The following is a 25,351-nucleotide window of genomic DNA, read 5'->3' on the forward strand; positions in this document are numbered from 1 at the left end:
TAAAAACTCTTATTTAACAAAACAATTTTAAAATTTTATAAAATAAAAAACCTCTACAGACTCAAGTAGAGGTTTTATTATTTAGAAAACTAAAAGCTCTTCAGTTTTATAATTTTCTTTTTCATTTTGTGGACTTTCAACGGCTTCTTCAACTACAATTTGTCTTACTCCCCAGGAGTTTAATTCACTGTCCGTTCCTATCCAAACAGGCATACCTGCTTTAGCTCTTGGAAAGATAAAGTTTTCTATATCGTAGTTAAACATCCTTATACATCCATTTGATGAATAGGTGCCTATTTGTCCCGGTTTAATTGTTCCGTGAATTCCATAACCTGACTGTCCCGGTATTCTAAGCCCCATCCATCTTTCTCCTAAGGGATTTTTAGGGTCATCTGCTGCTACGGGAGTATATTTTCCTCCCATACCTCCCCAGGCCGGGTTTGTGTGTTTGTTTATTATAGTGGCCTTAGCTGAAGGTGTAGGTGTTGCAGATGTTCCTAAGCAAACCGGAAATTTATACATAGGTAGAGATCCTTGATAATAGGTTAAGGTCTTTTTAGTTTTGTTTACGACTATCCACTCTCCTTGAGTAGGAGGGTTATCAATTTCATCTCTTACAACCATATTGGGTCCATAAAGAACCTTGTTGGTCATATCATTAAGTCCCCCTGTAACTGTTAGATTACATAGGGCTTGAAATTTTTTTATCTCCGCCGTCTTCTCTGAACCCCTTTTATCCATAAAGTTGTTAGGCCTTACATAGGAGGCTTTGGCATTTGTAGGTATAAGACAAAACAAAGCCAAAATTATTATAAATAAATTCTTTCTTCTCATTACTTACTCCCGTCTATTTTTTATTTTCTAAGATTTTTTTTAAATATTTTCCTGTATAAGATTTTTTCACTTGAGCTATTTCCTCAGGTCTACCTGTCGCAACTACTTCTCCTCCACGGTCTCCACCTTCAGGTCCCAGGTCTATTATATAATCTGCAACTTTTATTACATCAAGATTGTGCTCTATAACTACAACTGTATTTCCTCTATCTACAAGTTCATTTAAAACTAAAAGAAGCTTTCTTACATCTTCAGTGTGCAGTCCTGTAGTAGGCTCATCTAAAATGTAAAGGGTTTTTCCTGTAGCCCTTTTAGACAACTCCGTGGCAAGCTTTATTCTTTGTGCTTCTCCTCCTGAAAGTTGTGTAGAAGGTTGGCCTAATTTTATATAGGATAAGCCGACATTTTTTAAGGTTTCAAGCTTTCTTACAACCCTTTCGTGATTTTCAAAATAAACAAGAGCTTCCTCAACAGTCATATCTAAAACATCTGCAATATTTTTGCCCTTGTACTTTACATTTAAGGTCTCTCTGTTATATCTTTTACCCTTGCATACTTCACAAGGAACATAGACATCAGGTAGAAAATGCATTTCAACCTTTATTATTCCGTCTCCCTTACAGGCTTCGCATCTGCCTCCTTTAACGTTAAAGGAAAACCTGCCTTTTTTGTAACCGTGAATCTTAGCTTCGTTAGTCATGGCAAAAATATCCCTTATTATATCAAAGGTTCCGGTATAGGTAGCCGGATTTGATCTTGGTGTCCTTCCTATAGGAGACTGATCTATTTCAACTATTTTGTCTATATTTTCTCCTCCCATAATTTCCTTATGCTTACCCGGTTTTATCCTGGATCCGTTTATTTTTTGTGCCAGGGATTTATATAAAATCTCATTAATTAAAGATGATTTGCCGCCCCCTGATACTCCCGTTACCGCTACAAATTGTCCAAGGGGTATTTCTACATCTATATTTTTTAAATTATTTTCCTCCGCTCCTATTATTTTTATACTTTGTCCCGTATAAGGTCTGCGAGTCTCAGGTATTTCAATTTTTCTTCTACCTGCTAAATAGTCGCCCGTTATGGAATCCTTGCAATTTTTTATATCTTCCAAGCTTCCCTGGGCTACTATATGTCCTCCTCCTCTTCCTGCAAAAGGACCTATATCTACAATTTCATCAGCTGCAAGCATGGTCTCTTCGTCATGTTCTACAACTATAAGGGTATTGCCTATATCAGTCAAATTTCTTAGAGTCTTTAAAAGCATGGCATTGTCCCTTTGATGAAGTCCTATGCTGGGCTCATCAAGTACATATATAACTCCCACAAGCTGAGAGCCTATTTGGGTGGCAAGTCTTATTCTTTGAGATTCTCCTCCTGATAAACCCGCACTCATTCTTGACAGGGTCAAATAATCCAGACCCACATTTTTTAAAAAGCTGAGTCTTTCCTTAATTTCTTTTAAAATTTCCTTAGCTATTATATTTTCCTTTTCAGTAAACTTTAAATTTTCAAAAAATTTTATCGCCTTTTCTACAGATAGTTCCGTTAACTCAAATATATTAAGTCCTCCAACCCTAACTGAAAGAGCTGAATCTTTAAGCCTTGCACCATGACACTTGGGGCATGGTTCGTTATTCATAAACTCTTCCATCTTACCTATAACATAGGAAAAAGACGTATCCATATACCTTCTTTTAATATTGGAGATTATTCCTTCAAACCTTCCTCTAAAAGTTTTATTACCTGTAAAGTGGGACTCGAATTTAAAACTTATTTCCTTATCGGTGCCATATAAAAGTGCGTCCATAACCTTTTGCGGTGCTTCTTTTATAGGCTTTGATGGATCAAAACCGTACTCCTTTGCAACCTCTCTTACCATTTCAAAGTAGTAGGTTCCACCTGCCGTAGAGTAACAGGCTATTGCTCCGTCATTTATAGAAAGTTCCTTATTGGGGATTATTAAATCCACATCAGGCTCCTTGGAAAATCCCAAGCCGTTACAAGCTTCACAGGCTCCTATGGGAGCGTTAAAGGAAAAGGATCTGGGAGTTATTTCTTCAACTACTATGCCACAGGAAGGACAGGCAAGCTTTGAAGAAAAAGTCAGTTTTTCCCCTCCAATTACATCTATATTTACTATCCCTTCAGATTCCTTTAAAGCAAGCTCTAAAGAATCCGAAAGTCTTGACTCTATCCCTTCTCTTATTATAAGTCGGTCCACAACTATTTCTATATCGTGAACCTTGTTTTTATCAAGGTCTATATCCTCGTCAAGCTCTCTCATTTCTCCATCTACAAAAACCCTTATATATCCTTCTTTTTTTATTCTATCAAGAGTTCTTTTGTGGGTGCCCTTTCTTCTCCTAACAACAGGAGCAAGAACTTGAATTCTGCTTCTTTCTTCAAGCTCCATTATTTTATCAATCATCTGATCTACGCTGTAGGAGCTGATTTCTTTACCACAGGAAGGACAATAGGGGTGCCCTACTCTTGCATAAAGTAGTCTTAGGTAGTCATAGATTTCAGTTACAGTACCAACTGTTGATCTCGGATTTTGAGAAGTGGTTTTCTGATCTATTGATATAGAAGGGCTCATTCCCGATATATAACTTACATCAGGCTTATCCATTTGTCCTAAAAATTGTCTGGCATAAGAGGATAAGGACTCCACATATCTTCTTTGTCCCTCGGCATAAATCGTGTCGAAGGCTAAGGAGGATTTGCCTGAGCCTGAAAGTCCTGTAAATACTATAAATTTATCTCTTGGCAAAGTTATGTCCACGTTTTTTAAATTGTGTACCCTTGCTCCCTTTATAACTATTTTATCTGACAAGTAATCACCTAGTTATCTTTCATTTCCTTAATTTTTTCTTTTAATTCAACTATTTTATCTCTAATTTCCGCTGCTTTTTCAAAGTCAAGTTTCTCTGCACAGTTGTACATTTCAGACTTTAAGGAATCTATCATAGCCATAATTTCCTTATCGCTGAATTTTTCAACTACATCATAATCAAATTCTTTTTCTGCGGCAATTGTATTTTCTATTACGTCCCTAATTTCTTTTTTAATTGATTTAGGGCTTATATTGTGGTCTTTATTATACTTATCTTGAATCTGTCTACGTCTGTTTGTTTCATCAATGGTAACCTTCATGGAACCTGTAACAATATCTCCATACATAATTACCTTGCCGTCTACATTTCTTGCTGCACGGCCGGCAGTTTGTATAAGGGATGTTTCCGAACGTAGGAAGCCTTCCTTATCAGCATCAAGTATTACAACTAAAGATACCTCCGGAAGATCCAGTCCCTCTCTTAAAAGGTTTATACCGACTAATACGTCATATTTACCAAGTCTTAAATCCCTGATAATTTCCATTCTCTCAAGAGTATCAACATCTGAGTGCATATAGGTTACCTTTGTTCCCATATTTTCAAGATATTTTGTAAGGTCCTCAGCCATTCTCTTTGTCAGGGTTGTAATAAGAACTCTTTCTCCCTTACTCCTCACCCTGTCTATTTCCTTTAATATATCGTCAATTTGGTGTTTAGTGGGCCTTACTTCTATTTTAGGATCAAGAAGACCCGTAGGTCTTATAATTTGCTCAACTCTTTTTTCCTCGTGTTCCCTTTCATAGGGACCCGGAGTTGCCGAAACATAAATACATTGGTTCATCATAGCTTCAAATTCGCTAAACCTTAAAGGTCTATTGTCCAAGGCTGAGGGCAGGCGGAAGCCGTAATCCACAAGGGTTTGCTTTCTCGCCCTGTCTCCGTTAAACATTCCTCTAATTTGAGGAAGAGTGGCATGGGACTCGTCTATTATAGTTATGAAATCCTTGGGGAAGTAATCTATTAAGGTGTAGGGTCTTGAACCGGGAGGTCTTTGTGAAAGGTGCCTTGAATAATTTTCAATACCTGAACAAAATCCCATTTCCCTTAGCATTTCCAAGTCGTAGTTTGTTCTTTGCTCAAGTCTTTGGGCCTCTAAAAGCTTATCCTGATCCCTTAGTTGATAAAGCCTTTCCCTTAATTCTTCCTCTATAGTTTCAATAGCCCTCTCCACTTTTTTATCCGTAGTGGCAAAGTGTGATGCGGGATAAATCATTACGTGCTTTTGATAATTTATAACCTCTCCCGTTAGGGCATCTATTTCAGAAATTCTGTCTATTTCATCTCCGAAAAATTCCACTCTTATAGACTTTTCAGATGACCAGGAGGGAAATATTTCGAGAGTATCCCCTCTGGCTCTAAAGGTTCCCCTTCTAAAATCTATATCATTTCTTACATATTGAATAGAAACGAGTTTTTTCATAACCTCGTTTCTGTCTTTTATCATACCCGGTCTTAAAGAAACCACCAGATTTTCGTAATCTATCGGGTCTCCCAAACCATATATACATGACACTGAAGCTACTATAATTACATCTCTTCTCTCAAAAAGGGACATAGTGGCTGAGTGTCTCAGTTTATCTATTTCATCATTAATGGAAGAGTCCTTCTCTATAAAGGTATCTGTTTGAGGTACATAAGCCTCAGGTTGATAATAATCATAGTAGGACACAAAATACTCCACTGCATTTTCCGGGAAAAACTCCTTAAACTCACTGGCAAGCTGATAGGCGAGAGTTTTGTTGTGGGCAATAACAAGGGCCGGTCTTTGAACCCTTTCTATAATATTGGCCATAGTGAAAGTCTTACCTGACCCGGTAACTCCAAGTAAAGTTTGGTGTTTTAAATTTTTATTTAGACCTTCAACTAAGCCGTCTATAGCTTGAGGCTGATCCCCTGTAGGCAAAAAATCCGAATGAATTTTAAAGTCCATGTTATTCCCTCCTTCCTATTAATCGAACAGTAGTTTATTATATCATATACAACTCTTCATATAAACATTTAATGACAATAGGCTAACTTTAATTGTGAAGCTTGAAAGATTTTAAAGTATAATATCCTTAGGGAGGTAGCTATGAATTCAAAACTTTTAAATGAAAAGGGTCTGCTCAATTATATAAGCGGTTCAGAATATGATATTTCTTATGAAAGAGAAAGAGAAAAGGTCAACGACTACATAGATAATATTCTCAAGTCCTTAAAGGCAAATGTAGAGTACAGATACTTCGCCTTTCAAACTCACGGGGATAATATTGAGTACTGTGACGGCAAAAGAGGAGAGGACTTTCCCCTGGGCAAAATCTTTTACCATACCGACGGACTTATTACAGATAGAGAAGATATAGCTTTAATTATAAAATTTGCAGACTGTACTCCTATTTTACTTTATGATCCAATAAAAAAAGTCCAGGCCAGCCTTCATTCAGGTTGGAGAGGAACTGTTAAAAGAATTTCAGAAAAGGCAATTGATAAAATGGTTAAGGACTTTAACTGTTCAAGGGAAAATATCTTCGCCTTTATAGGCCCCAGTATAGATATGGAAAACTATGAAGTAGGTCCCGAAGTCTACGAAGCCTTTAAAGATTTTAAAAATAGAGATAAATTCTTTGTGCCCTTTAAGGAAAAATATAAACTCAGTATGATAGATGCCAATAAGGACATACTTTTATCCTGCGGCATAGATGAAAACAAAATGGAAATTTCAAAGATTTCCACTTATAACAGCCTTTCCCTTAATTCGGCAAGAAGGCAAAAAGAAAATTACAAACTCAACTGTATCCTAAGCATAATAAAAAAATAGGGTCGGGATAATCCCGATCCTATTACTTGTCTATTGCCTTATATAAAGCCCTTATAACAATTATTGAAATAACAGCTTGAATAAAAGCTTTAATTACTCTTGCCGGCAACATTGCCATGGCTCCCTTATTGTATAAAAGAGTCAACCAATAAGTGTCAAGCCCTATATGAACTATAATACCTACCAGTGAACAAGCAACAATAGTAGCAAGAGTTAAGTTTTCCTTTTTACCCTTTAACATAGTCAGGTATACAATTCCGGGAATCACCCCTGTAAGAATTGAGCTTAGGGTAAATCCAAGGTGAAAAGCACCATGAGGATTAATCATTACCCCTACTATATCTGCAACAAAACCCACTATTCCACCTACAAAAGGTCCATACAGTAGCCCTGAAAGAATAATAGGAAAAGGTCCTATTCCCACTCTTAGGTCTTGAGTTACCATTACAGATGCGAACCTTGTTAAAACTATAGAAAGCGCTGCTAAAAAAGCTGCCCTTGCTATTACTCCTGTTGACAATTTTTCTCTCTGTTTTTCCATTAAAAAAAGCCCCTTTACTAAAATTACAAAGTAGGGCGCTAAAACAAATCAGCGGATGCGATAAAGGATCTTCGTTTAAGAACTACACCCCATTTCTTAACACTTGACGCCCTTTACCTACTCTGTTATATTCACTATATATTATTTAGAATAATTTTACAAGAATAAATATGAGGTGAAAAATGGACTATATTAAGTGGATGTTAGATAGAGGCGACCCACAAGGCGGTTATTCTTTAACAAGTGTAAAAAAATTATTGGAAATTCTTAATAACCCCCAGGACAAAATCAAAATCATACATGTTGCAGGGACTAACGGCAAAGGTTCAGTAGTAAATTACCTTTCACAAGCCTTTATTAAATCCAGTGCAAAATGCGGAACCTTCACCTCCCCCTATATAGACAATATTTGCGAATCCATTGAAATAAATGGAAACTATATACCGGAAGATGAATTTATAGACTACCTGAAAAGAATCTATCCATTAGTAAAAGACCTGGACGAAAAAAATTTTTATACAACCAGCTTTGAAATTTTCAGCGCTCTTGCCTACCTTTACTTCTATGACAAGAAGGTGGACCTTGCAGTAATAGAAGTTGGAATGGGAGGAAGAACCGACGGCACCAACACAATGAAGGCACCCCTGGCAAGTGTAATTACCTCTCTATCCTTGGACCACGTTGCAATTCTAGGCAACACTATAGAAGAAATAGCCTACCAAAAGGGCGGCATTATAAAAGATGGAGTGGATGTATTTTTATACCCACAAGTTCAAGGAGCATATGAGGTTATAAAGGACATAGCAGAGGAAAAACAGGCTAAGCTTTACACCTTCTCCCTGGAAGATGTAAAAATTTTAAAATCAGATGAACATGGTAATGTATTTACCTTTAAGGGAGAAGAATACAAAACCTCCCTTATAGGGCCTCATCAAGCCTACAACGCTTCTCTTGCCATAACGGTACTTAAAAACCTAAAGGACAAATTCAATTTAACAGACTCCATAATAAAAGAAGCCATAAGAGATGCAAAAAATATTGCAAGACTTGAGCTTATGTCACATGATCCCGTGCTTCTCCTTGACGGATCACACAATATGGACGGCATAAAAGTTCTTTTGTCCTCTTTAAAAAACTTCAACTACAATCGATTGATACTGGGCTTCAGTATGCTTAAGGATAAGGACATAAAACACGTTTTAGAAAAACTTATTCCCCTTACAGACCAAGTAGTCCTTACTGAAATTAACAACCCGAGAAAATCAGACTTAAAAGACTTGAAAAATGCAGTGGAAAAATATAAAAAAGATACCTATGCCATAACCAATATAGAAGAAGCTTTTAAAAAAACCATAGAACTTGCCAATAAAGACGATTTGATTTTATGGTGCGGCTCCCTCTACCTAATGGCCGACATTAGAAAATGTGCTTTAAAATATTTAAAAAATAAAAATGCACAGTAGATAAATCTACATCACCCGGTCATCTTGAGTGAACGAAGCATCCCACCCTCAGTCATTTCGACTGGAGCGAATGCAATGAGCGAAACGGAGAAATCTCTCTTTTTATTGCAAGATCTCTCCATGCGTTCGCTGTCACTCCTTTATTCGAGATGACAGGATTTTTAATACCCGGTCATCTTGAGTGAACGAAGCATCCCACCCTTAGTCATTTCGACTGGAGCGAATGCAATGAGCGAAACGGAGAAATCTCTCTTTTTATTGCAAGATCTCTCCATGCTTTCGTTACACTCACTTAGTCGAGATGACAAATTTGGAATAGTCATTTAGTCGAGATGACTAATTTAAAAACTGCTTCCTTTGTATGGATAACTAATATCACACAGTTAAAGGCATAAAAAAACCTATGTATTAAATAATACATAGGTTTTTATTTTATCTTCTCTTCTTTAAAAATCCTAGAGCCGCACCACTTAGTATTGCAGTTAAGATACTTAATCCCATACCAGGATCGTAAGTCTTAGGTGCCATATATACAGGTGTGGGTTCTGCAGGTTTTTCTGGAACAAACACTTCTTCTTTTGGTTCTTCCACTAGCGGTGGTGGTGTTTCTTCTTTTGGTGGTGGTGTCTCTTCCTTTGGTGGTGGTGTTTCTTCCTTTGGTGGTGGTGTTTCTTCTTTTGGTGGTGGCGTTTCTCTATCTGGTGGCGGTGTTGTTGTTGAAACTATTTTAAAGCTTTGTGCCGGATTTTCTTTATTGTTTTCAAATCCTGCTAACTTTCCATCTTCGTAAATGTCATATATTAGAACAAACTCGTCACCGTCTTTGTAGATACTTGAATCAAAGGTTATGGTTATAGTCGCTTCTCCATTTGGACTTGTGAGTTTTCCGGTTTCATAAACTATAGGACTTTCAGTCTTTACTTCTTCGCCGGTTCTCTTGTTAATAAGTTTACCAACAAATTTATATTCTTTGCCTTGGCTTAATTTGTCAAAGGTAATTTTATCTATAACCTGTGTTCTTCCGCCTTGTTCTACAGTTTTTCCTTCTCTATTTGTGCCGTCTGTTGCCAAGGTTTCAAACTTAAATGGTTCATTGGATATTTTAAATAAGACGAATCTAGGAGCGCCATAATAGCCTACTCCACCTCCACCGCCGCCGCCGGATGAACCTCCGCCAACAGGAGTGGGTATCATAAACTCTGAAACTTCAAAGTCAGGCATTGACTGAACTGCAGGTAATCCAGAATTAGGTGCTTCCGGATTAGGTGCTTCCGGATTTACAGGACCCATCGGTTGTTGTTTTAGTTCTTCGCCCTTTATATTTGTTTCATTAGGGCTATATCCCATTGTTAGACCATTGTCTTTATGATTTCTTACATAGAAGGTTTTTAGGTCGTAGTTAAGATTTGCCTCACTTCTTTGCTCTTCAACTTTATACAAGTCGGATTCGTTAGTATAGGTAATTACATATTGAAAAGCAGACAGGCTTTCGCCCTTGTTTACTTTTTGAGCCAATCTCTTTTTAGCAAATTCTTCTATGAGTTTCTTGTCAATTTTCTTTACTTGTTCCGGAGTAATATCTTCATAGGAATATTTTTCTTCTCCATCTTTTCCGTTGAAGTTAAAAGATTCCTTTATAATATTTCCATACCTTATGTGAATAGTTATAGTTCCCTTTTTAAAGTTTTTAGGACTGGTATTTCTCATAAAAGGTGCTATAATGTGAGGCTTAGGTATTCCTTCATGGCCTTGGTTCGGATTAGAACCTTCTCCCTGATCTACAGGAGGTTGAGGACTGGGTATAGGTACAGGATCAGGTGCCGGTCCAGGACCTACAGGAGGGTTAGGTACCGGTACAGGAACCAAGATTTCATTGGAAGTTTCCTTCATGTTTTCAATATCAATACCTTTTTCCGGTTGACCTTCACTGTAAATGTTAAGCTTCAGTTCTTCAGATAAAAGACCTTCGTCTTTAAGTTCCTTAATTATCTTTTGTATTTCATCATTAGGCACTTCAATACCTGCACCCTCACTTTTTGCAAGCATATAGGTTAGTTGCGATAAAACTATTGAATGTGTTTTACCGTCTTCCTTAGTAGTAACTACAAGGCTTTCACCGGTTCCAAGATTTGTTATCTTAAAGGTAACTCCCGGCATAGGCTTATCATTTTCATTAACTTTTTCTATTATAAACCCGCGATGCAGCGGTCCCTGGCCAGAAAATCCGCCGCCTCCACTGCTAAAGCATCCGGAACCTCCACCGGAGGATCCACCTCCGCCACTTTTTACAGCTTCAGGTTCTTGGATATCTGATATTTCAAGTTCTTCTGCATCAGTTTCAGCATCTTGAGCAAGACCTTTGCTTTCAGCCTCTTCTATGACTTCACTTTCTTTGTCTTCTAAAGTTCTTTCTTCATGCTCTTCTGAACTTGCTTCCGCAGCTTCTATTTCAGATTTTTCTAAAGTTGGTTCTTTTGCTTCCTTTTCTGCTTCAGACTCTTCTAAAGTTGGTTCTGCAGATTCTGGTTCTTTTTCCAACTCTTCTGAAACTACTTCTGTTGCTTCTGTTGCTGCTTCAGATTCTTCTAAAGTCCTTTCTGTTGCTTCAGACTCTTTAGGTTCTTCTGCAGGTGCTTCTGTTGCTTCTACTTCAACTGAAACAACTTTATCGGCAAGATTTGCAGTTTCTGCAGATGTTTCTTCTGCAAAAACTCCTACAGGCAGAAAGAGCAAAAGCATTGAAAGCAGCATTAGCACTTTGATTTTTCCTTTCATCCTTCTCTCCTTTCATAAAATAGAAATACCCCTCAAAATAATCTAAGGAGAGGTAAGTTTTCTCTTCTTTAAAATCGTTTTATTTTAAAGATGATATATTATGTATACTAAAATTAAGTTATATAAATTATACCATAATTATGATATTTATCCAGCTACTAATAGCTAAATTCTACTTTTTAATGCCAATAAAAGTAAATTATATATAAAAAAGATCCGGAATAATCCGGATCTGATTTTTATTATTAATTTGAGGCTTTTTTTATCTTTCTTCAAAAGTGCCGAAAACTATAGGCTTTTTACTTTCCACCATAAGTTTACCTTTAGCAAATACAGAGTCTATGTCTAAGGTATTTTCGTCTAAGAGATTTATATCGGCATCCTTGCCTACTTTAATCTCGCCCTTGTCGGCAAATTTTAAAATTCTTGCAGGGTTTGTTGTAAGTCCTCTAAGTGCAATATTAAGAGGTATATTTTCTCTAAAAACACATTCTTTTATAGCTTCAAGGAGGCAACTTGATGTACCTATGCCTATGCCTATATACTCATTTTTATCATTAAACATAGGGAAGCTTCCTTGGCCGTCTGAGGTGAAGGTAAAGTTATCAAGGCTGATTTTTTCATCTATAATTCTTTTAAGTGCCTTGGATATTCTGACCTCCCCATATTCTCTTTCCCAAAGGTCAGGGTCCTCTGCTCCTGTAAAGTCAGCGTAACCTCCCCTTTTCATGTACTTAATTGTTTCTTCAAAAAGTTCGGGATTTCTGCCTGAGTGTGTAGGCAAAAACTGTGTAATGGGAATTTCAGTTTCATCTACTGCACGGTTTAAATAATCCAGGTTGCTTTTTCCGTCACCCATGTGGATATTAATAATACCTGCCTTACCTGAAAGCATTCCTGCTACTCTTACATTTGCAGCAAGGCGAAGAAATTCTTCAAAGGTTGGTTGAGATGATCTGTGATCAGACAGGGCAATTTCTCCTGTACCTATAACTTTGTCAATAGCCATAATATCCTTCATTATGTCCCCTGTTAGGGTAGGTGTGGGGATTTGATAGGCTCCTGTATAAATATAGGTGCTTACTCCTTCCTCTTCCAAACCTCTGGCCTTGGCAAGAAGGGCATTAATATCTCTACATATACCATCTGTACCTAAGGTGCCCACTACTGTTGTAACTCCAGCCATTGTAAGGGTGGTAAGTTTTATTTCAGGAGTTCTGGTTTTAAAGCCGCCTTCTCCTCCTCCGCCTAAAATATGAACGTGGCAGTCAATAAATCCCGGGGTTAAAATTTTTCCTGTGCCGTCAATTTCTTCTACTTCAACGACTCCGCCTAAATCTATTTTTATTTCGTCTTCTATGGCGGCGATTTTATCTCCTAAAATCAATATATCTTTTATTCCCTTTTCTTCAGGGGAATAAACTTTTGCATTTCTAATAATTTTAATCATAATTCATCTCCTATTGGAAATTAATTGCAACTGCTATTACCAATATAATTGATCCCAGCAAGAAGAAAAATCCTTGCATTTTTATTTGGAATTTAGCCCATTTTGACCAGTCTATACCTGCTACTCCAAGTACACCTATAAGGCTGGCACTTACCGGAGTAAAGGCATCCATAAATCCTGCTCCCATTTGGTAGGCAAGTACGGATATTTGTCTTGAAAGTCCAACAAGGTCTGCAAGGGGTGCCATAATAGGCATAGTCAATGCTGCTTGACCTGAGTTTGATGTTACTACAAGGTTAAAGCAACTTTGGAAAAGATACATTCCTATTGCAGCTATAGTTCTCGGAACTCCTGCAAAGGCATTGCCTATTGAGTATAAAATAGTGTTTAAAGCTGAAAAGCTGTTTGCATCACTTCCGCCTAAAACTATAAGTATACCTTTAGCCATACCTACTACAACGGCGGTACCTGCAAGGTCTGCGGCTCCTGATTGGAATTTTGAAGCCATATCGTTAATTGTCATATTGTTTAACTTAAAGATTACTGCAGTTATACCTGTAACAAATCCCATTACAAAGAATTGAGATGCTATTTCAGGAATATAGTAGCCTTTTTTCATAACTCCCCAAACTATCCAAATAAGAACTAAAAGCATTTCAAAAAGTATAAGTTTGTGACCAAGTTTAAATTCTCTTGCTCCCTGGTCTTGTTCAAGCTTTGCTCTAAACTTGTTATCTGTTTCATATACAACAGACTTAGTAGGGTTCTTTCTGATCCTTTCGGCATATATCATAGTATAGGCTGCGCCCAGACCTGTAACTATTACCCAGCAGGTAAGTCTGAATCCCGCTCCTGAAAGTACTGGGATACCTGCTATACCTTGGGCTATTGCAACGCTAAAGGGACTCATCCAGGAAACGGCATTTCCAAGTTGTGAAGCGACAAAGGTTACAGTAACTGCCACTATGGAGTCGTAACCCAGGGCTATTACAAAGGGAACCATTACCATGGAAAATGGTATAACCTCTTCACTCATTCCGAAGGTTGCTCCACCTAAAGAGAATAAATAGAACAATATAGGTATTGCAAGCTTTTCAAGACCTCTTGTTTTATTAATTACTGCATAAATTCCAGCATCAATAGCACCTGTAGACATAACTATTCCAAAAGCTCCACCTACTACTAAAAGCAAAGCTACTATACCTACTGCAGAACCATACTTGTCTCCTGATACCAAGCCTTCAAATACATAGTTTAAAAATCCGAAACCGTTAAAGTCATCAGTTCCCCAAATGCCTGCGGTTTTATTTAATTTTTGTGACTTGTCATAAAAATCTTCACCATAAATTTCATAAAGGGTGTCATCTGTAAGACCTGCGGCATCAAGGCTTGACTCATCAAAAGTCTTATTTGCAATAAGATCTCCAAAGGCTTCTTCATCAATATCAAATTTTTCTAAAGTTTCTTTGTCCTCGTATAGCTTAGGAAGATTTTGATCTAAAAAATCAGCGTCTCTGTTATACATATAGCGGAAGGTTTCAGATCTTAAAACCGTTCTAGATGCAGTTTCTCCATTTGCATTTAAGTACTCCACATCATGAGTGGAAAATTTTCCGGCAGGAACTAAGAAGGTTAAAGCCCAACAAATTAAGACTACAACAAATATAATTGCATAGGTATGCGGCGTTTTAAATTTCGTAACGTCCTTTTTCATAAAATACTCCTTTCAGTTAATTAACTTTGGTTATTTTTACTTTCTGCTGTTTTAGAATAAATATATAATCTATATTTTAAATCCTAAAGGATTTATTTATTAATTAAGATTTTAAAAACCTATTACTATTCCTCCATTGTCTGCATATCCTGATGATAGGCCCTTAGTATGAACTATTATAATATCCTTGAAATTATAAAGGTTCTTTACTTTCTCTTTTAGCTCATTTGCCATATCAAGTCTATTTACATGGGATATAACTAAAATCCTCTCCTCAAAATTGTTACATACACTTCCAAGGGCATCTGCAAGCTTCATAATTGATCTCTTAAATCCCCTGTTCATTTCAAAGAGAGATATCTCTCCATTTTTTCCTTCCATAACCGGTCTTATGTTTAAAATATTTGCAATAAGTCCTGAGGTTCTTTTAATTCTGCCGTTTTTAATAAGGTTATCCAGACTTTCCAAAACAAAAAATGTAAAGTTGCTTTTAATTTTTTCTTCTATAAGATTTACAGCTTCGTTAAAATCCTCAGCCTTATCTAAAACTTCAATCATTTTTAAAAGTACTGAAGTTTGACCGGCACTTGCAGCTTGAGAGTCCACTATATAGACATTTTTGTCAGGATACTCTTTTTTAAATTCATCTACAGCTACTGCTGCAGAATTGTAGGATCCTGAAAGCTTTTTAGAAATAGTAAGTATAAATATATTGTCCTCTTTTGTATTCTTTAGGTGGTTAAGATATTCATAGGGTCCGGGGCAAGCTGTTTTTATAGGATTTTTACTATTTAACATAGCCTTTAAATAACCTTCAATGTTTAAGGTATCATCGTCTACGTATTCATAACCCTCCACTGTAATTTTAAAGGGCACGTAAGATATGTTAAATTCTTTTTCCATTTCTTTTGATAAGTCACAAGCCGTATCTGAAATTATTTTGTATTTCATAATTTATTAATTTAACCTTTCTTCTATATATTCAGCAAGATCTTCTGCATATTTTTTCAAAACTTCTTCATCTTCCCCTTCAATCATTACCCTTATTTTACTTTCGGTGCCTGAAGGTCTTATAACTACTCTTCCCTTACCTGCAAATTCTTTTTCTATATGATCTATTTTTTCTCTTATATCAGCAAAATCCATATATTTGTTTTTAAGATCTGATCTTACTTTTGCATTTACAAGGACCTGAGGGTAGGTAGTCATTAAGGAGTTAAGTTGAGATAGTTTCTTTTTTGTATTTGTCATTACTTCAAGTAGATGTAAACCGGTAGCAAGCCCGTCGCCTGTTGTGTTGTAGTCTAAAAATATAATGTGACCGGACTGCTCTCCTCCAAGTACATAACCCTTGTTTATCATTTCTTCAAGAACGTATCTGTCCCCGACTTTTGTATGAACTAAATCTACTCCTATAGTATCAAGGTATCTGCCAAGACCTATATTTGACATAATTGTACCTACTACAGTGTTTCCTTTAAGCTTGTTTCTATCTTTCAGGTAGCCTGCACAAATTGCTAAAATATGGTCTCCGTCAACTATCTTTCCTTCTTCATCTACAGCTATAATTCTGTCAGCATCTCCATCAAAACTCATTCCTATATCGGAGCCGGTTTCTTTTACCAATTTACAAATTAAATCGGGATTTGTAGATCCGCACTTGTCATTTATATTTTTGCCGTTGGGCTTGTTATTTATAACTACAACCTCTGCGCCCATTGACTCAAGTAGGGGACCTGCTATTTCAGATAAGGCTCCGTTGCCGGTATCTAAGGCGATTTTCATTCCCTTAAGATCCATATCTGCAAGGCTTTTTAAATAATTTGCATACTTGTCTTTAAGTGTGTCTTTTCTAGTTACACGACCTATATCTTCTCCCGTTACATTTTTATAGAGTTTAGTTTCTGAAAATATGTAATCTTCAATTTGATCTTCTATTTTGTCAGGTAATTTGTAACCGTCCTTGGAGAAAAATTTTATTCCGTTATGCTCAAAGGGATTGTGGGATGCTGATATTACAATTCCCGCAAGATAATCTCCCTCTCTTGTCAAATAGGCAATGGCAGGTGTAGGTATTACTCCTGCAAGCTCCACATCAAGTCCTATTGACAAAAGCCCTGATACTAAGGCGGTTTCTAAAAGGTCTCCGGAAAGTCTTGTATCTCTTCCTATTAGAATCTTTCCTCTTTTTCCCTCGGCAAGAATATAGCCTGCAGCTCTTCCTAATTTATAAGCAAGTTTAGGGCCAAGCTCCAGGTTTGCTATACCTCTTACTCCGTCAGTTCCAAATAATTTTCCCATTACATCACCCATTTATCTTTAATTAATTTCAGTAAAGTCTCCCTTTGGTTTAAAGAAGGGTCATCAAGTACAAGTTCATTTGCAAATTCAAGTATCTCTCCTATTATTTTACCCTCTTTGAAGCCTAAATTAATTATATCTTTACCATTTATCCTTAAATAATTTTTCTTTGAAATATTTTTATCTTCATTAAGAAGCTCTATTATTCTGTTTCTTCTATCTTTAAGAAAGCTTACGTCCCTGTCAATAGTGGTGCAGTAGCAATCTGAAATAAGGAGATTATATAAATCAAGTATGTTTTCTGGTCCAACTCTTCTTATTTGACGTCTTAATGCCTTGTCGGACATGATTTCATGGACCTTCATGTGGTCCTCTATTAAAATCTTAACCTTTTCTATAAGCTTATTGGGGTACCTATAGTATCTTAAAATTTCCTCGGCACGGTTTGCTCCCAATATATCGTGATTAAAAAAGTGGCCTCTTCCATCTTCACCTATAGAAAGGGTGTCGGGCTTTGAAATATCGTGAAAAAGTGCCGCCAGCCTTATACTGAGGACTGGATCTGTATGATCCACAACACACTTAATATGGTCAAATAAGGTTCTAATATGATAGGGAGTCATTTGGTCGTAGCCCACTGTCCTTTGTAAATCTGGAAAGAGAACCCCAAGGACACCTGTATCTTCCATTAGGCTAAGTGCGTCTGAAGGCTTGTCGGAAACCATAATCTTATTAAATTCCATGGCTATTCTTTCTTTGGAAATAGACTTTAAAAGTTCTCTGTTCTCAAATATGCTTTCCCTTAAATCTTCATCTAAGGTAAATCCAGCTGTCGAGAATCTTATTGCCCTTAATATTCTTAAAGCGTCTTCCTTTAATCTCCTGTCCGGGTCGCCTACAGATCTTATAATTCTGTTTTTCAAGTCCTCTTTGCCGCAAAAGGGATCTATTATATTAAAAAACCTATCCATAACCATGGCATTAACAGTAAAATCCCTGCGCTTTAAATCTTCTTCAAGACTTTTAGTATAGACTACGGACTTGGGCTTTCTATGATTAATATAATCGTTTTCCAATCTGAAGCTTGTTATCTCAACCTGGTATCCCTTGTGTAGAATGGTAACTGTTCCAAATTTTTTACCTACTGTATGAAGAATTTCATTTTTAAATAGGGCCTCAACCTCTTCAGGTCTTGCATCTGTAGTGAGGTCAAAGTCATGAGGGAGCTTGCCAAGTAAATAATCCCTTAAAGCACCCCCAACTATGTAAGCCTTGTAACTATTTTCATTTAAGATTTTAAGTATCTCTAAAATTTCATCAGGCATAATAACTCCTTAATAAATAAATTATATCACACCAAAAGACAAGTATGCCGATAAATCCTATTTATATACAAAAGCTTTTGTCTTGTGTTATAATTGACAGGAATAGGAGGTAATTATGAAAAAGAAATTATTACTTATATCACTACTCTCTCTTAGCCTTGCCTTAAATGGTTGCGGCAAAAAAGATGAGACGGCAAATGCTAAGACGGACAAAAGCAGCGAGCCTTCAGTAACTGTTTTAGACAACGAAGATAAGAATGCTTCTGAAGAAAATCCTTCTAACGAAGATAAAAATGCTTCTGAAGAAAATCCTTCTATGGATAACACCGTAGAAGAGCTTGCAGGCGACAAGACTGCTGAAGGAGAAAGTAAAGAGGAAATAAAAACCACTTCAATAAACAAGGAAACCATTAACAATTTAATTGAAAATTCAGATTATATATCAAGAGTAAGAATTCAAATGGATCCTGAAAACAATGCTACATCAACTTTTATAGAAGACTATAGAGGAGACCTTTCAAGAATTGAAATGACTCTACCTAAAAATCTTCTTGCCAACAGGGAATATATAATCTTTTATGTAGACGGAGCCAAGGGTCAAATAGAACCTACAAGAGGAGACGAATCCTTTATAGAAATAGAAAGCACAAATGATGCTAACCTTGAATATATTGAAAAGGTTTTTGAAAGTTCAAAGGCACCTACAGTAAAGGATAGTAGCGAAAAGCCTAAAACAGACCAAAAAGATAAGAAGGATTGATAAAATGAAAAAATTTTTAATATTTACCCTTGCCCTTGTTATGGCACTTGAAGTTAGCGTATTTGCAGAAAGAAGCATAAGCATAAGCTTAAATGGCAAGGAAATTAAAACCGATGCTCCTGCCTATATTAAAGATGACAGGACTCTTGTTCCCATAAGATTTATTTCAGAAGCTTTGGGTTACAAGGTGGATTGGAATGAAAAGGATAGACAGGTTACAATTTCCAAAGAAGGTATTGAAATGGTTCTTACCATTGGTAAAAAGGAAGTTTTAATTAACGGAGTAAGTAAAAGCAATGATGTTGCTCCTGAAATTACCAAGGACAGAACTTTTGTACCTATAAGGTTTATAGCTGAAAACTTCGGCATTAAAGTTGACTGGGATAAGGATAACTATGTAGTTATTTTAACCAGCAAGGAAGACAGTCTAAAGGACCCCTATGCAAAGGAACTTAAGAATATAGCGTCAGATTTTCAAAAATCCCTTGAAGATTTAAGAACCTACTACTTTGAAGATGTGTCCAAGTACAATAATGATCAAATTCTTTCAAAGCTTAATGAAATTAAGGACAAGGTTCGCTCCTTGGCAAAGAATTTAGACCAAATGGAAGCAAGGGATCAGTATAAGATTTCCTATAAGCTCCTAAAGGAAGCTATAGTATTAGGAGATAACATAATTGACAATTACAACCAGGCTCTTCTTGCAGGAGATAAGGATATTGCTAAAAGGGTAGTGGACTTGCATACTCAGCTTGCTATTAAAATAAGTGAGTTTAAATCAGCTCTTGATGCTGAATCAAAAGGACTGCCCTACAGAGAAGATAAGGACATTAAAAGCTACAATGATGCCGGTGAAAAGGGAAACCTTTTAAATGATCCAACACTTAAAAATTTATTTAACCAACTATAAAACAAAAAGACTGTGATTTTCCTTCACAGTCTTTTCTTTTATATATAAATTTCAAATACTACTTGTCTAAGCTTTACTTACTTTTAATTAAATAAAAGCTTAATCTAAATCGAAACCGCAGGATTTAAGTTTTTCTCTTATCTCTTCTGCGTGTTGGGAATTTCTTGTTTCACAGCTTATGTTTAGAAGGAAGCTGAACATTTCATTGGATTTTTTTGCCGGATTGTATTTAACCTCAGTAATGTTTCCGCCAAGATCTGCAATAATCTTTGTAGCCTTTGAAAGCTCTCCCGGTTTATCTCTAAGCTCTATATTTAAAATCGCCTTTCTTCCGGTCTTTATTAATCCTCTTTCTATTATTTTTGAAAGGATGTTTACGTCTATATTTCCTCCTGAAAGTAGGGCTACGGCTTTTTTACCCTTTAAATCAATATTTCCATATTTAATTGCTGCAAAGGCTACTGCTCCTGAACCTTCACAAACAAGCTTTTGTTTTTCCAAAAGCATTAAAAGTGCAGATGCAATTTCATCTTCTGTTACAGTTACTATATCATCAACATATTTTCTTACTATTTCATAGGTAATGCTTCCCGGGGTTTTAACGGCAATTCCGTCTGCAAAGGTATTTACCTTTGAAAGGTTAATAATTTCTCCGCCTTCTATGGAATTTTTCATTGATGCCGCATTGGCAGCTTCAACTCCAATTATTTTAGTGTCGGGTTTTAAGGCCTTAATTATAAAGCTAACTCCACTAATAAGTCCTCCGCCTCCTATAGGCACAAAGACATAATCAGCATCTGGTAAATCTTCCAATATTTCAAGACCTATTGTTCCTTGACCTGCAATTACATCTACATCGTTAAAGGGATGGATAAAGGTTTTGTTATAAGTATTGTTGTATTCTTTAGATGCAATATAGGCATCGTCGTAGCTATCACCTTTAAGTATTACCTCTGCTCCAAAAGCCCTTGTAGCTTCAACTTTTGATAAAGGAGCTTGTTCCGGCATAAATATAGTTGCCGGAATACCTAATTTCTTACATGACAAGGCTACCCCTTGAGCATGATTTCCTGCAGATGTTGCTACAACTCCTCTTTTTTGCTCTTCTTCAGTTAATTTTGATATTTTATTGTAAGCTCCTCTTATTTTAAAGGAACCTGTTACTTGAAGATTTTCAGTTTTGAGGTAGATATTCTCTCCAAGGTTTTGTGCTTCTATTAAATCTGTTTTTCTTGCAATGGATTTCAATCTAGAAGCCGCTTCATAAAAACTGTCAACTGTAAGCTTGCCATCTGTCATTTTTTATTTCCCCCTTAACCTTTTCATTAAAAATTTTTTAACTTAAAGACGTTTTTTATTTATATGTTTTTATAAGCCGGACCTTTTATTCTGACATAAATCCAAGGCTCTCTTTTTATTCTAACATTTAATGATTGGTAAAAAAAGTTTTATTTTATCTTTTAAGTGTTCTAAATGATAATGACTTTCTGAACATATTGGACAAATAAAAAAAGGTACACCATTAAAGGCATACCTTTTAAGAAAACTTTTTTAAATTTCTTGTGAATTTTCCCAAAGTCCGTGAATGTTGCAATAGCTCATTGCATATACAACACCTTTTTTATCGGTTTTAATTTGAGCTTTTACATAAGGCTTAGAAAATACTTCTTCTTCTCCATGTGCGGAAAATTCATAGCTTCCTACTTCAATTGGGAACTTGAATCCTTCAGGTTGGAAAAATACTTTAATCCATGCTATATGATGTTCTAAAGTATTAGGATGTTCAATTTCTTCTCCTACTTGAGCTACAATTGATAATTCTCCATCTTTTTGCTCTACATGTAAAGCAGGCACGTGCTTTTCATTTTTCCAATCTCCTGATTGAACAAGTTCTGTTAATTTTTTCAAATTTATTACCCCCTAAAAAATTTTTTAAACTTACATATATGTTTTACCCAATTTTGTATATTTAATTCTTTGACTTTTAATTTAATTTCCACTTACTTCAAGAATTTCATAGTAAGCCCAAAAATCTTTACTTAAATCCTTAAAAGGATTCTTGGAATACTTGTCCATAAATTCTTTATCAGGGACTCTATCAGTAAGCTTATTAAGTACTACTGCGACCTCCGCTCTTGTTATTGCCGCATCAGGTGCAAACTGATTTTCGCTTCTTCCTCTCATGTAGCCTCTTGAGGTTACATGGTCTATGGCTGTCTTTGCCCAATGGTCTTCATCTACATCTTTAAATTCCTTAGCGGGGACTTTTTCCATGGAGTCGGTTAATTTTGAAATTACTGCAGCAAATTCAGCTCTTGTTATGGATTTTTCCGGCTTAAAGGTGTTGTCTGAATAGCCTCCGAAAATTCCTTCTTTTTCCATGTAGCCTACTGCATCTGCATACCATTTATCCTGATCCACATCTTTAAAGCTTGAGAAATTTCCTCTAGGCTCCTCACCTGTCTTTATTCTTGCAAGTACACTTGCCACCTCTGCCCTTGTCATTTTTTTATTACAGCCGAAGTTTGCATCTGCATAGCCTTGCATTAAAGGCTTTCTAAGATAAGTCGTCGCTTCTTTTATTTTTTTTATGGCATCGGAGATCTCTTGACCTTTAACATCGGATTTTACTAAAACATATTGACCGTTTGCTACTGCCGCTCCAAGCCTTGCAGAGTCTTCTCTACCTGCTTTAAATACATTTATCTTCCTTGCCATGTCTACATGGTCTTGAAGAATAGTAATATTTGCTTCCTCTGAACTTATTAAAGATTTATCAGCTATGTTATCGGTAATATATTTATCTTCAGCAGGTTTTACCACAAGAGTATCTTCAGCTGAATATTTTTTATCCTTAACCATGTACTCGCTTTTAACTATAAGCTTAGTGCCTACTTCTTTTTTGCCTACCTCCACTGCAATTTTTCCATCTTTATCGGCAACAGCATTTATATTGTCCTTGCCCTCTTCTATAATTGTAAGATTGGCTCCCGGTTGTGTACTTCCTCTTAATATTTTTTCATTGGAATAAAAGCTTTTTAGTGCCAGCTTTCCATCTTCCACCTTGGTATTGGAGGTAAGATTTTTTTGAATTGAGTTTTCTTTCCCCTCCCTGTCCACATAAGTAACTACAAAAGAGTTTTCAAAGGAGTCTCCTGATGAAGCTTCCTTAACCTGAGTTTTTATATCAACTCCGAAATTTGACACTCCTGCTAAAGCATCCGCATCATTAACGGAGACTGTTACAAGATTTTGAGTTTCATCCTTTATGTTTGTTATGTTTAAAACAAGTTTAGCATCAACTGCCTTTACTCCTACAAAATCCGCTGAGGTTACCTTTAAATTTTTATCCAAGAGTAAGGTAACTGCAAATGATCTATATCGGTTTTCGTAGTTTTCAGGAAGCTTAATATTTAATTTATAATCTAAATTATCCCCTTTTTCCGCCTTGTATACTGCCGGTTGTTCCAATACCACAGATATATCTTCCATTCCATAGGAGGGTACTGAAACAATCATAATAAATACGAGAATAAATGCGTATATAAAACCTAATTTCTTATTCACACAAATCACCTCTTTACCTTTATTATAATTGACTTGGTGAAAATTTGCATTAAATTACTGTTACAAATTAACTAAATAAAACCCCTTCTGAAATTTTAAAAAAAATCAGAAAGGGTTTTGTTTACAAATATTTAATTTCAGAATTTTTATTTTTTACTTCTTCATATAAAACACTTATGGATTTATTAAGTACCGGGTGAATAAAATGAGGAGCTATTTCATAAAGCTGCTGCAAAATAAAATCTCTATATTGAATGTAGGGGTGAGGAACTATAAGCTTGTCTGTGTAAATTATCTCATAGTCCACAAAAAGTATGTCCAGGTCTATAATTCTGGGACCCCATTTTTCAATTCTTTTTCTTCCCATTTCTTCTTCTATGTCATTAAGTATTTTTAAAAGATCCTCAGGCTCCTCATAAGAGCTTGCTATAACTATTTGGTTTAAAAAGTCTGCCTGGTCGGTTTTTCCCCAAGCCTTGTTGCCTAATAGACCTGATGATTTTCTTATCTTAATGCCCTTTTCTTCCATTAGACTTATAGCCTCTTTAAGATTCTTTTCCTTGTCTCCCATATTAGTGCCAAGGCCTATATAAAAATCTCTCCTTCTTCTGGTCATTTTTACAGAGGCACTGTTAAGAGGCAGACCTATAGGTGCCCAGGGCTTTTTTACTTCAAGATCAACCCTCTTTACCTCTTGATAGCTATCAAAAATAAATTTTATAATATCAAGGCAGGAGGTCTCAATAAGGTCAAAGCTCCTTTCCTTAAATCTTTTTGTAATGTCCTTGCAAAGCTTGCCATAGTCAATGGAATATTCCAACCTATCTCCTAATGCCGCACTTGTAAAACTGTAAAATATATCGGCACTAATAAGAAATTTTTGTCCCAAGGTCTTCTCTTCCTTAAAGACTCCATGATTAGCATAAATTTCCAAATCTTTTATTTTTAAACAATCCATATTTCACTCTCTTTAGTAATTTATTTCCAAATTCTTTTTAGAATCAGGCCAGTTACACTTATCCCTTGCAGGGCAGGTAAAACAGTTTCTTGATAGTTTGTCAGCTCTGTAAAAAATTTCATCAAACTTTGACCCTTGCCCCTTTCTATGATTAAGTATGGCAGATAAAATAATCTCCCTCTCCTCTAAACTAAAATCCGTCTTATCTAAAAAGTCCTTGGCTATCTCATAGGAGGCCTCATTGTGGGGAGTACCATCTTCTATTTCCTTTACTCGTCCTATATCGTGCAGCAGAGCTGCTGAATAAATCAAATCCCTTGATAGGTCAAGGCCCTCTTCATAGGCAAGTATAGTGGCTATCCTTCCCACTGCCATAAAATGGTCCAAATTGTGTTTGCAGAAGATCCTGTACCTTTCCAATAGGTTCAGTTTATCTAAAAATTTCTGATAAGCTTCATCAAAAAAAATAATATTTGTGTTTTTCATTATAGTCCCATCATTTTAAAGGCTTCATCTCTTAAATTCTTGTCAGTTTTAATAAGTCCCTCAGCTATATAAGTTCTTGTAGAGGTGCCGGGTTTCTTTACCCCTCTCATATTCATACACATATGCTCAGCCTCCACTACAACTAAAACTCCCTTAGCATTTAAAAACTTCATAATTGCATCGGCTATTTCAAGATTAAGTCTTTCCTGAAGCTGAGGCTTTCTTGAATAAACATCTACAGTCCTTGCAAGCTTAGAAAGTCCTGCAACTCTTTGGTCAGGTATATAGGCTATATGCACCTTGCCCCAAAAGGGTAGAAAATGATGCTCGCACATGGAATGAAAGCTTATATCCTTTTCAACTACCATGCCTCCTTCAACAAGCTCAAAGGTTTTAGATAACTCTTCACTTGCATCCTTGCCAAGACCTGAAAATATTTCTTCATACATTCTTGATATTCTTGCAGGTGTTTCAACAAGTCCTTCTCTGTTAGGGTCCTCTCCTATAGCTTCAATAATCATTGAAACAGCTTTCTCAATTTTTTCCTTGTCCATTAATTTATTACATTCCTTT

General features: G+C 36.1%; 20 protein-coding genes and 1 riboswitch. Of the genes, 4 read left to right on the plus strand and 16 right to left on the minus strand.

Annotation, left to right across the window (positions count from 1 at the left end):
- Window positions 1-81: 81 nt before the first annotated feature.
- Genes PEPCATONIAE_RS06465 through uvrB form a run of 3 tightly spaced genes read right to left on the minus strand, consistent with a single transcriptional unit; the run spans window position 82 to window position 5,661 of the window.
- A complete protein-coding gene (locus PEPCATONIAE_RS06465; protein ID WP_138160316.1) occupies window positions 82-834 on the minus strand; it encodes a L,D-transpeptidase in 753 nt (250 codons plus the stop codon).
- Window positions 835-847: 13 nt separating this feature from the next.
- Entirely contained in the window at window positions 848-3,670 is a 2,823-nt protein-coding gene (gene uvrA / locus PEPCATONIAE_RS06470) for an excinuclease ABC subunit UvrA (RefSeq protein ID WP_138160317.1), read from the minus strand.
- An 8-nt stretch (window positions 3,671-3,678) separates the two neighbouring features.
- Complete coding sequence (gene uvrB / locus PEPCATONIAE_RS06475) at window positions 3,679-5,661, minus strand: excinuclease ABC subunit UvrB (RefSeq protein WP_138160318.1); 1,983 nt, start codon at window positions 5,659-5,661, stop codon at window positions 3,679-3,681.
- Window positions 5,662-5,802: 141 nt separating this feature from the next.
- On the opposite strand from uvrB, the gene pgeF reads away from it, so the two are divergent.
- Window positions 5,803-6,528, plus strand: coding sequence for a peptidoglycan editing factor PgeF (gene pgeF / locus PEPCATONIAE_RS06480; protein WP_138160319.1), 726 nt, complete (start codon window positions 5,803-5,805; stop codon window positions 6,526-6,528).
- Between the two features lie 22 nt (window positions 6,529-6,550).
- On the opposite strand, the gene PEPCATONIAE_RS06485 is transcribed toward pgeF, so the two are convergent.
- Window positions 6,551-7,069, minus strand: a complete 519-nt coding sequence (locus tag PEPCATONIAE_RS06485) for a folate family ECF transporter S component (protein WP_138160320.1) — start codon at window positions 7,067-7,069, stop codon at window positions 6,551-6,553.
- 47 nt (window positions 7,070-7,116) lie between these two features.
- A riboswitch (THF riboswitch) is annotated at window positions 7,117-7,196 on the minus strand.
- A 55-nt stretch (window positions 7,197-7,251) separates the two neighbouring features.
- On the opposite strand from PEPCATONIAE_RS06485, the gene PEPCATONIAE_RS06490 reads away from it, so the two are divergent.
- On the plus strand, window positions 7,252-8,532 hold the full coding sequence (locus tag PEPCATONIAE_RS06490; RefSeq protein ID WP_138160321.1) for a bifunctional folylpolyglutamate synthase/dihydrofolate synthase: 1,281 nt from the start codon (window positions 7,252-7,254) through the stop codon (window positions 8,530-8,532).
- 432 nt (window positions 8,533-8,964) lie between these two features.
- On the opposite strand, the gene PEPCATONIAE_RS06495 is transcribed toward PEPCATONIAE_RS06490, so the two are convergent.
- The 6 genes from PEPCATONIAE_RS06495 to PEPCATONIAE_RS06520 all read right to left on the minus strand — a co-directional run bounded on the left by PEPCATONIAE_RS06495 (window position 8,965) and on the right by PEPCATONIAE_RS06520 (window position 18,097).
- Window positions 8,965-11,307 carry a VaFE repeat-containing surface-anchored protein gene (locus tag PEPCATONIAE_RS06495; protein ID WP_138160322.1) on the minus strand — a complete coding sequence of 781 codons (2,343 nt, stop codon included), beginning with the start codon at window positions 11,305-11,307 and terminating at the stop codon, window positions 8,965-8,967.
- Between the two features lie 262 nt (window positions 11,308-11,569).
- Entirely contained in the window at window positions 11,570-12,757 is a 1,188-nt protein-coding gene (iadA, locus tag PEPCATONIAE_RS06500; RefSeq protein ID WP_138160323.1) for a beta-aspartyl-peptidase, read from the minus strand.
- Window positions 12,758-12,767: 10 nt separating this feature from the next.
- The gene (gene yfcC, locus PEPCATONIAE_RS06505) at window positions 12,768-14,471 is read right to left on the minus strand and encodes a putative basic amino acid antiporter YfcC (protein ID WP_138160324.1); all 1,704 of its coding nucleotides are present in this window, start codon (window positions 14,469-14,471) and stop codon (window positions 12,768-12,770) included.
- A gap of 111 nt (window positions 14,472-14,582) precedes the next feature.
- Entirely contained in the window at window positions 14,583-15,422 is an 840-nt protein-coding gene (locus tag PEPCATONIAE_RS06510; RefSeq protein ID WP_138160325.1) for a DegV family protein, read from the minus strand.
- A 6-nt stretch (window positions 15,423-15,428) separates the two neighbouring features.
- A complete protein-coding gene (gene glmM / locus PEPCATONIAE_RS06515; protein ID WP_138160326.1) occupies window positions 15,429-16,772 on the minus strand; it encodes a phosphoglucosamine mutase in 1,344 nt (447 codons plus the stop codon).
- Window positions 16,772-18,097: a CCA tRNA nucleotidyltransferase gene (locus PEPCATONIAE_RS06520; RefSeq protein WP_138160327.1), complete on the minus strand. Its 1,326-nt coding sequence runs from the start codon at window positions 18,095-18,097 to the stop codon at window positions 16,772-16,774. Before PEPCATONIAE_RS06520 ends, glmM begins: the two co-directional genes overlap by 1 nt.
- A 115-nt stretch (window positions 18,098-18,212) precedes the next feature.
- Here PEPCATONIAE_RS06520 and PEPCATONIAE_RS06525 point away from each other — a divergent pair, with 115 nt between their 5' ends.
- A complete protein-coding gene (locus tag PEPCATONIAE_RS06525; RefSeq protein ID WP_180339365.1) occupies window positions 18,213-18,857 on the plus strand; it encodes a ferlin in 645 nt (214 codons plus the stop codon).
- Window positions 18,858-18,861: 4 nt separating this feature from the next.
- The gene (locus PEPCATONIAE_RS06530; protein WP_138160328.1) at window positions 18,862-19,767 is read left to right on the plus strand and encodes a copper amine oxidase N-terminal domain-containing protein; all 906 of its coding nucleotides are present in this window, start codon (window positions 18,862-18,864) and stop codon (window positions 19,765-19,767) included.
- Between the two features lie 99 nt (window positions 19,768-19,866).
- Here the strand turns inward: PEPCATONIAE_RS06530 and ilvA are convergent, their stop codons facing one another.
- The 6 genes from ilvA to folE form a co-directional block, all read right to left on the minus strand.
- Window positions 19,867-21,066: a threonine ammonia-lyase gene (ilvA, locus tag PEPCATONIAE_RS06535; protein ID WP_138160329.1), complete on the minus strand. Its 1,200-nt coding sequence runs from the start codon at window positions 21,064-21,066 to the stop codon at window positions 19,867-19,869.
- 252 nt (window positions 21,067-21,318) lie between these two features.
- Window positions 21,319-21,675, minus strand: a complete 357-nt coding sequence (locus PEPCATONIAE_RS06540) for a desulfoferrodoxin family protein (RefSeq protein WP_138160330.1) — start codon at window positions 21,673-21,675, stop codon at window positions 21,319-21,321.
- An 81-nt stretch (window positions 21,676-21,756) separates the two neighbouring features.
- On the minus strand, window positions 21,757-23,334 hold the full coding sequence (locus PEPCATONIAE_RS06545) for an S-layer homology domain-containing protein (RefSeq protein ID WP_138160331.1): 1,578 nt from the start codon (window positions 23,332-23,334) through the stop codon (window positions 21,757-21,759).
- A gap of 121 nt (window positions 23,335-23,455) precedes the next feature.
- Complete coding sequence (gene folK / locus PEPCATONIAE_RS06550) at window positions 23,456-24,292, minus strand: 2-amino-4-hydroxy-6-hydroxymethyldihydropteridine diphosphokinase (RefSeq protein WP_138160332.1); 837 nt, start codon at window positions 24,290-24,292, stop codon at window positions 23,456-23,458.
- A gap of 12 nt (window positions 24,293-24,304) precedes the next feature.
- The gene (locus PEPCATONIAE_RS06555; protein WP_138160333.1) at window positions 24,305-24,778 is read right to left on the minus strand and encodes an HD domain-containing protein; all 474 of its coding nucleotides are present in this window, start codon (window positions 24,776-24,778) and stop codon (window positions 24,305-24,307) included.
- Complete coding sequence (gene folE, locus PEPCATONIAE_RS06560) at window positions 24,778-25,332, minus strand: GTP cyclohydrolase I FolE (protein WP_138160334.1); 555 nt, start codon at window positions 25,330-25,332, stop codon at window positions 24,778-24,780. The genes PEPCATONIAE_RS06555 and folE overlap by 1 nt, the downstream gene beginning before the upstream one ends.
- Between the last annotated feature and the right edge of the window lie 19 nt (window positions 25,333-25,351).

It is taken from the genome of Peptoniphilus catoniae (assembly GCF_901447155.2).
GTDB lineage: Bacteria > Bacillota > Clostridia > Tissierellales > Peptoniphilaceae > Peptoniphilus_E > Peptoniphilus_E catoniae.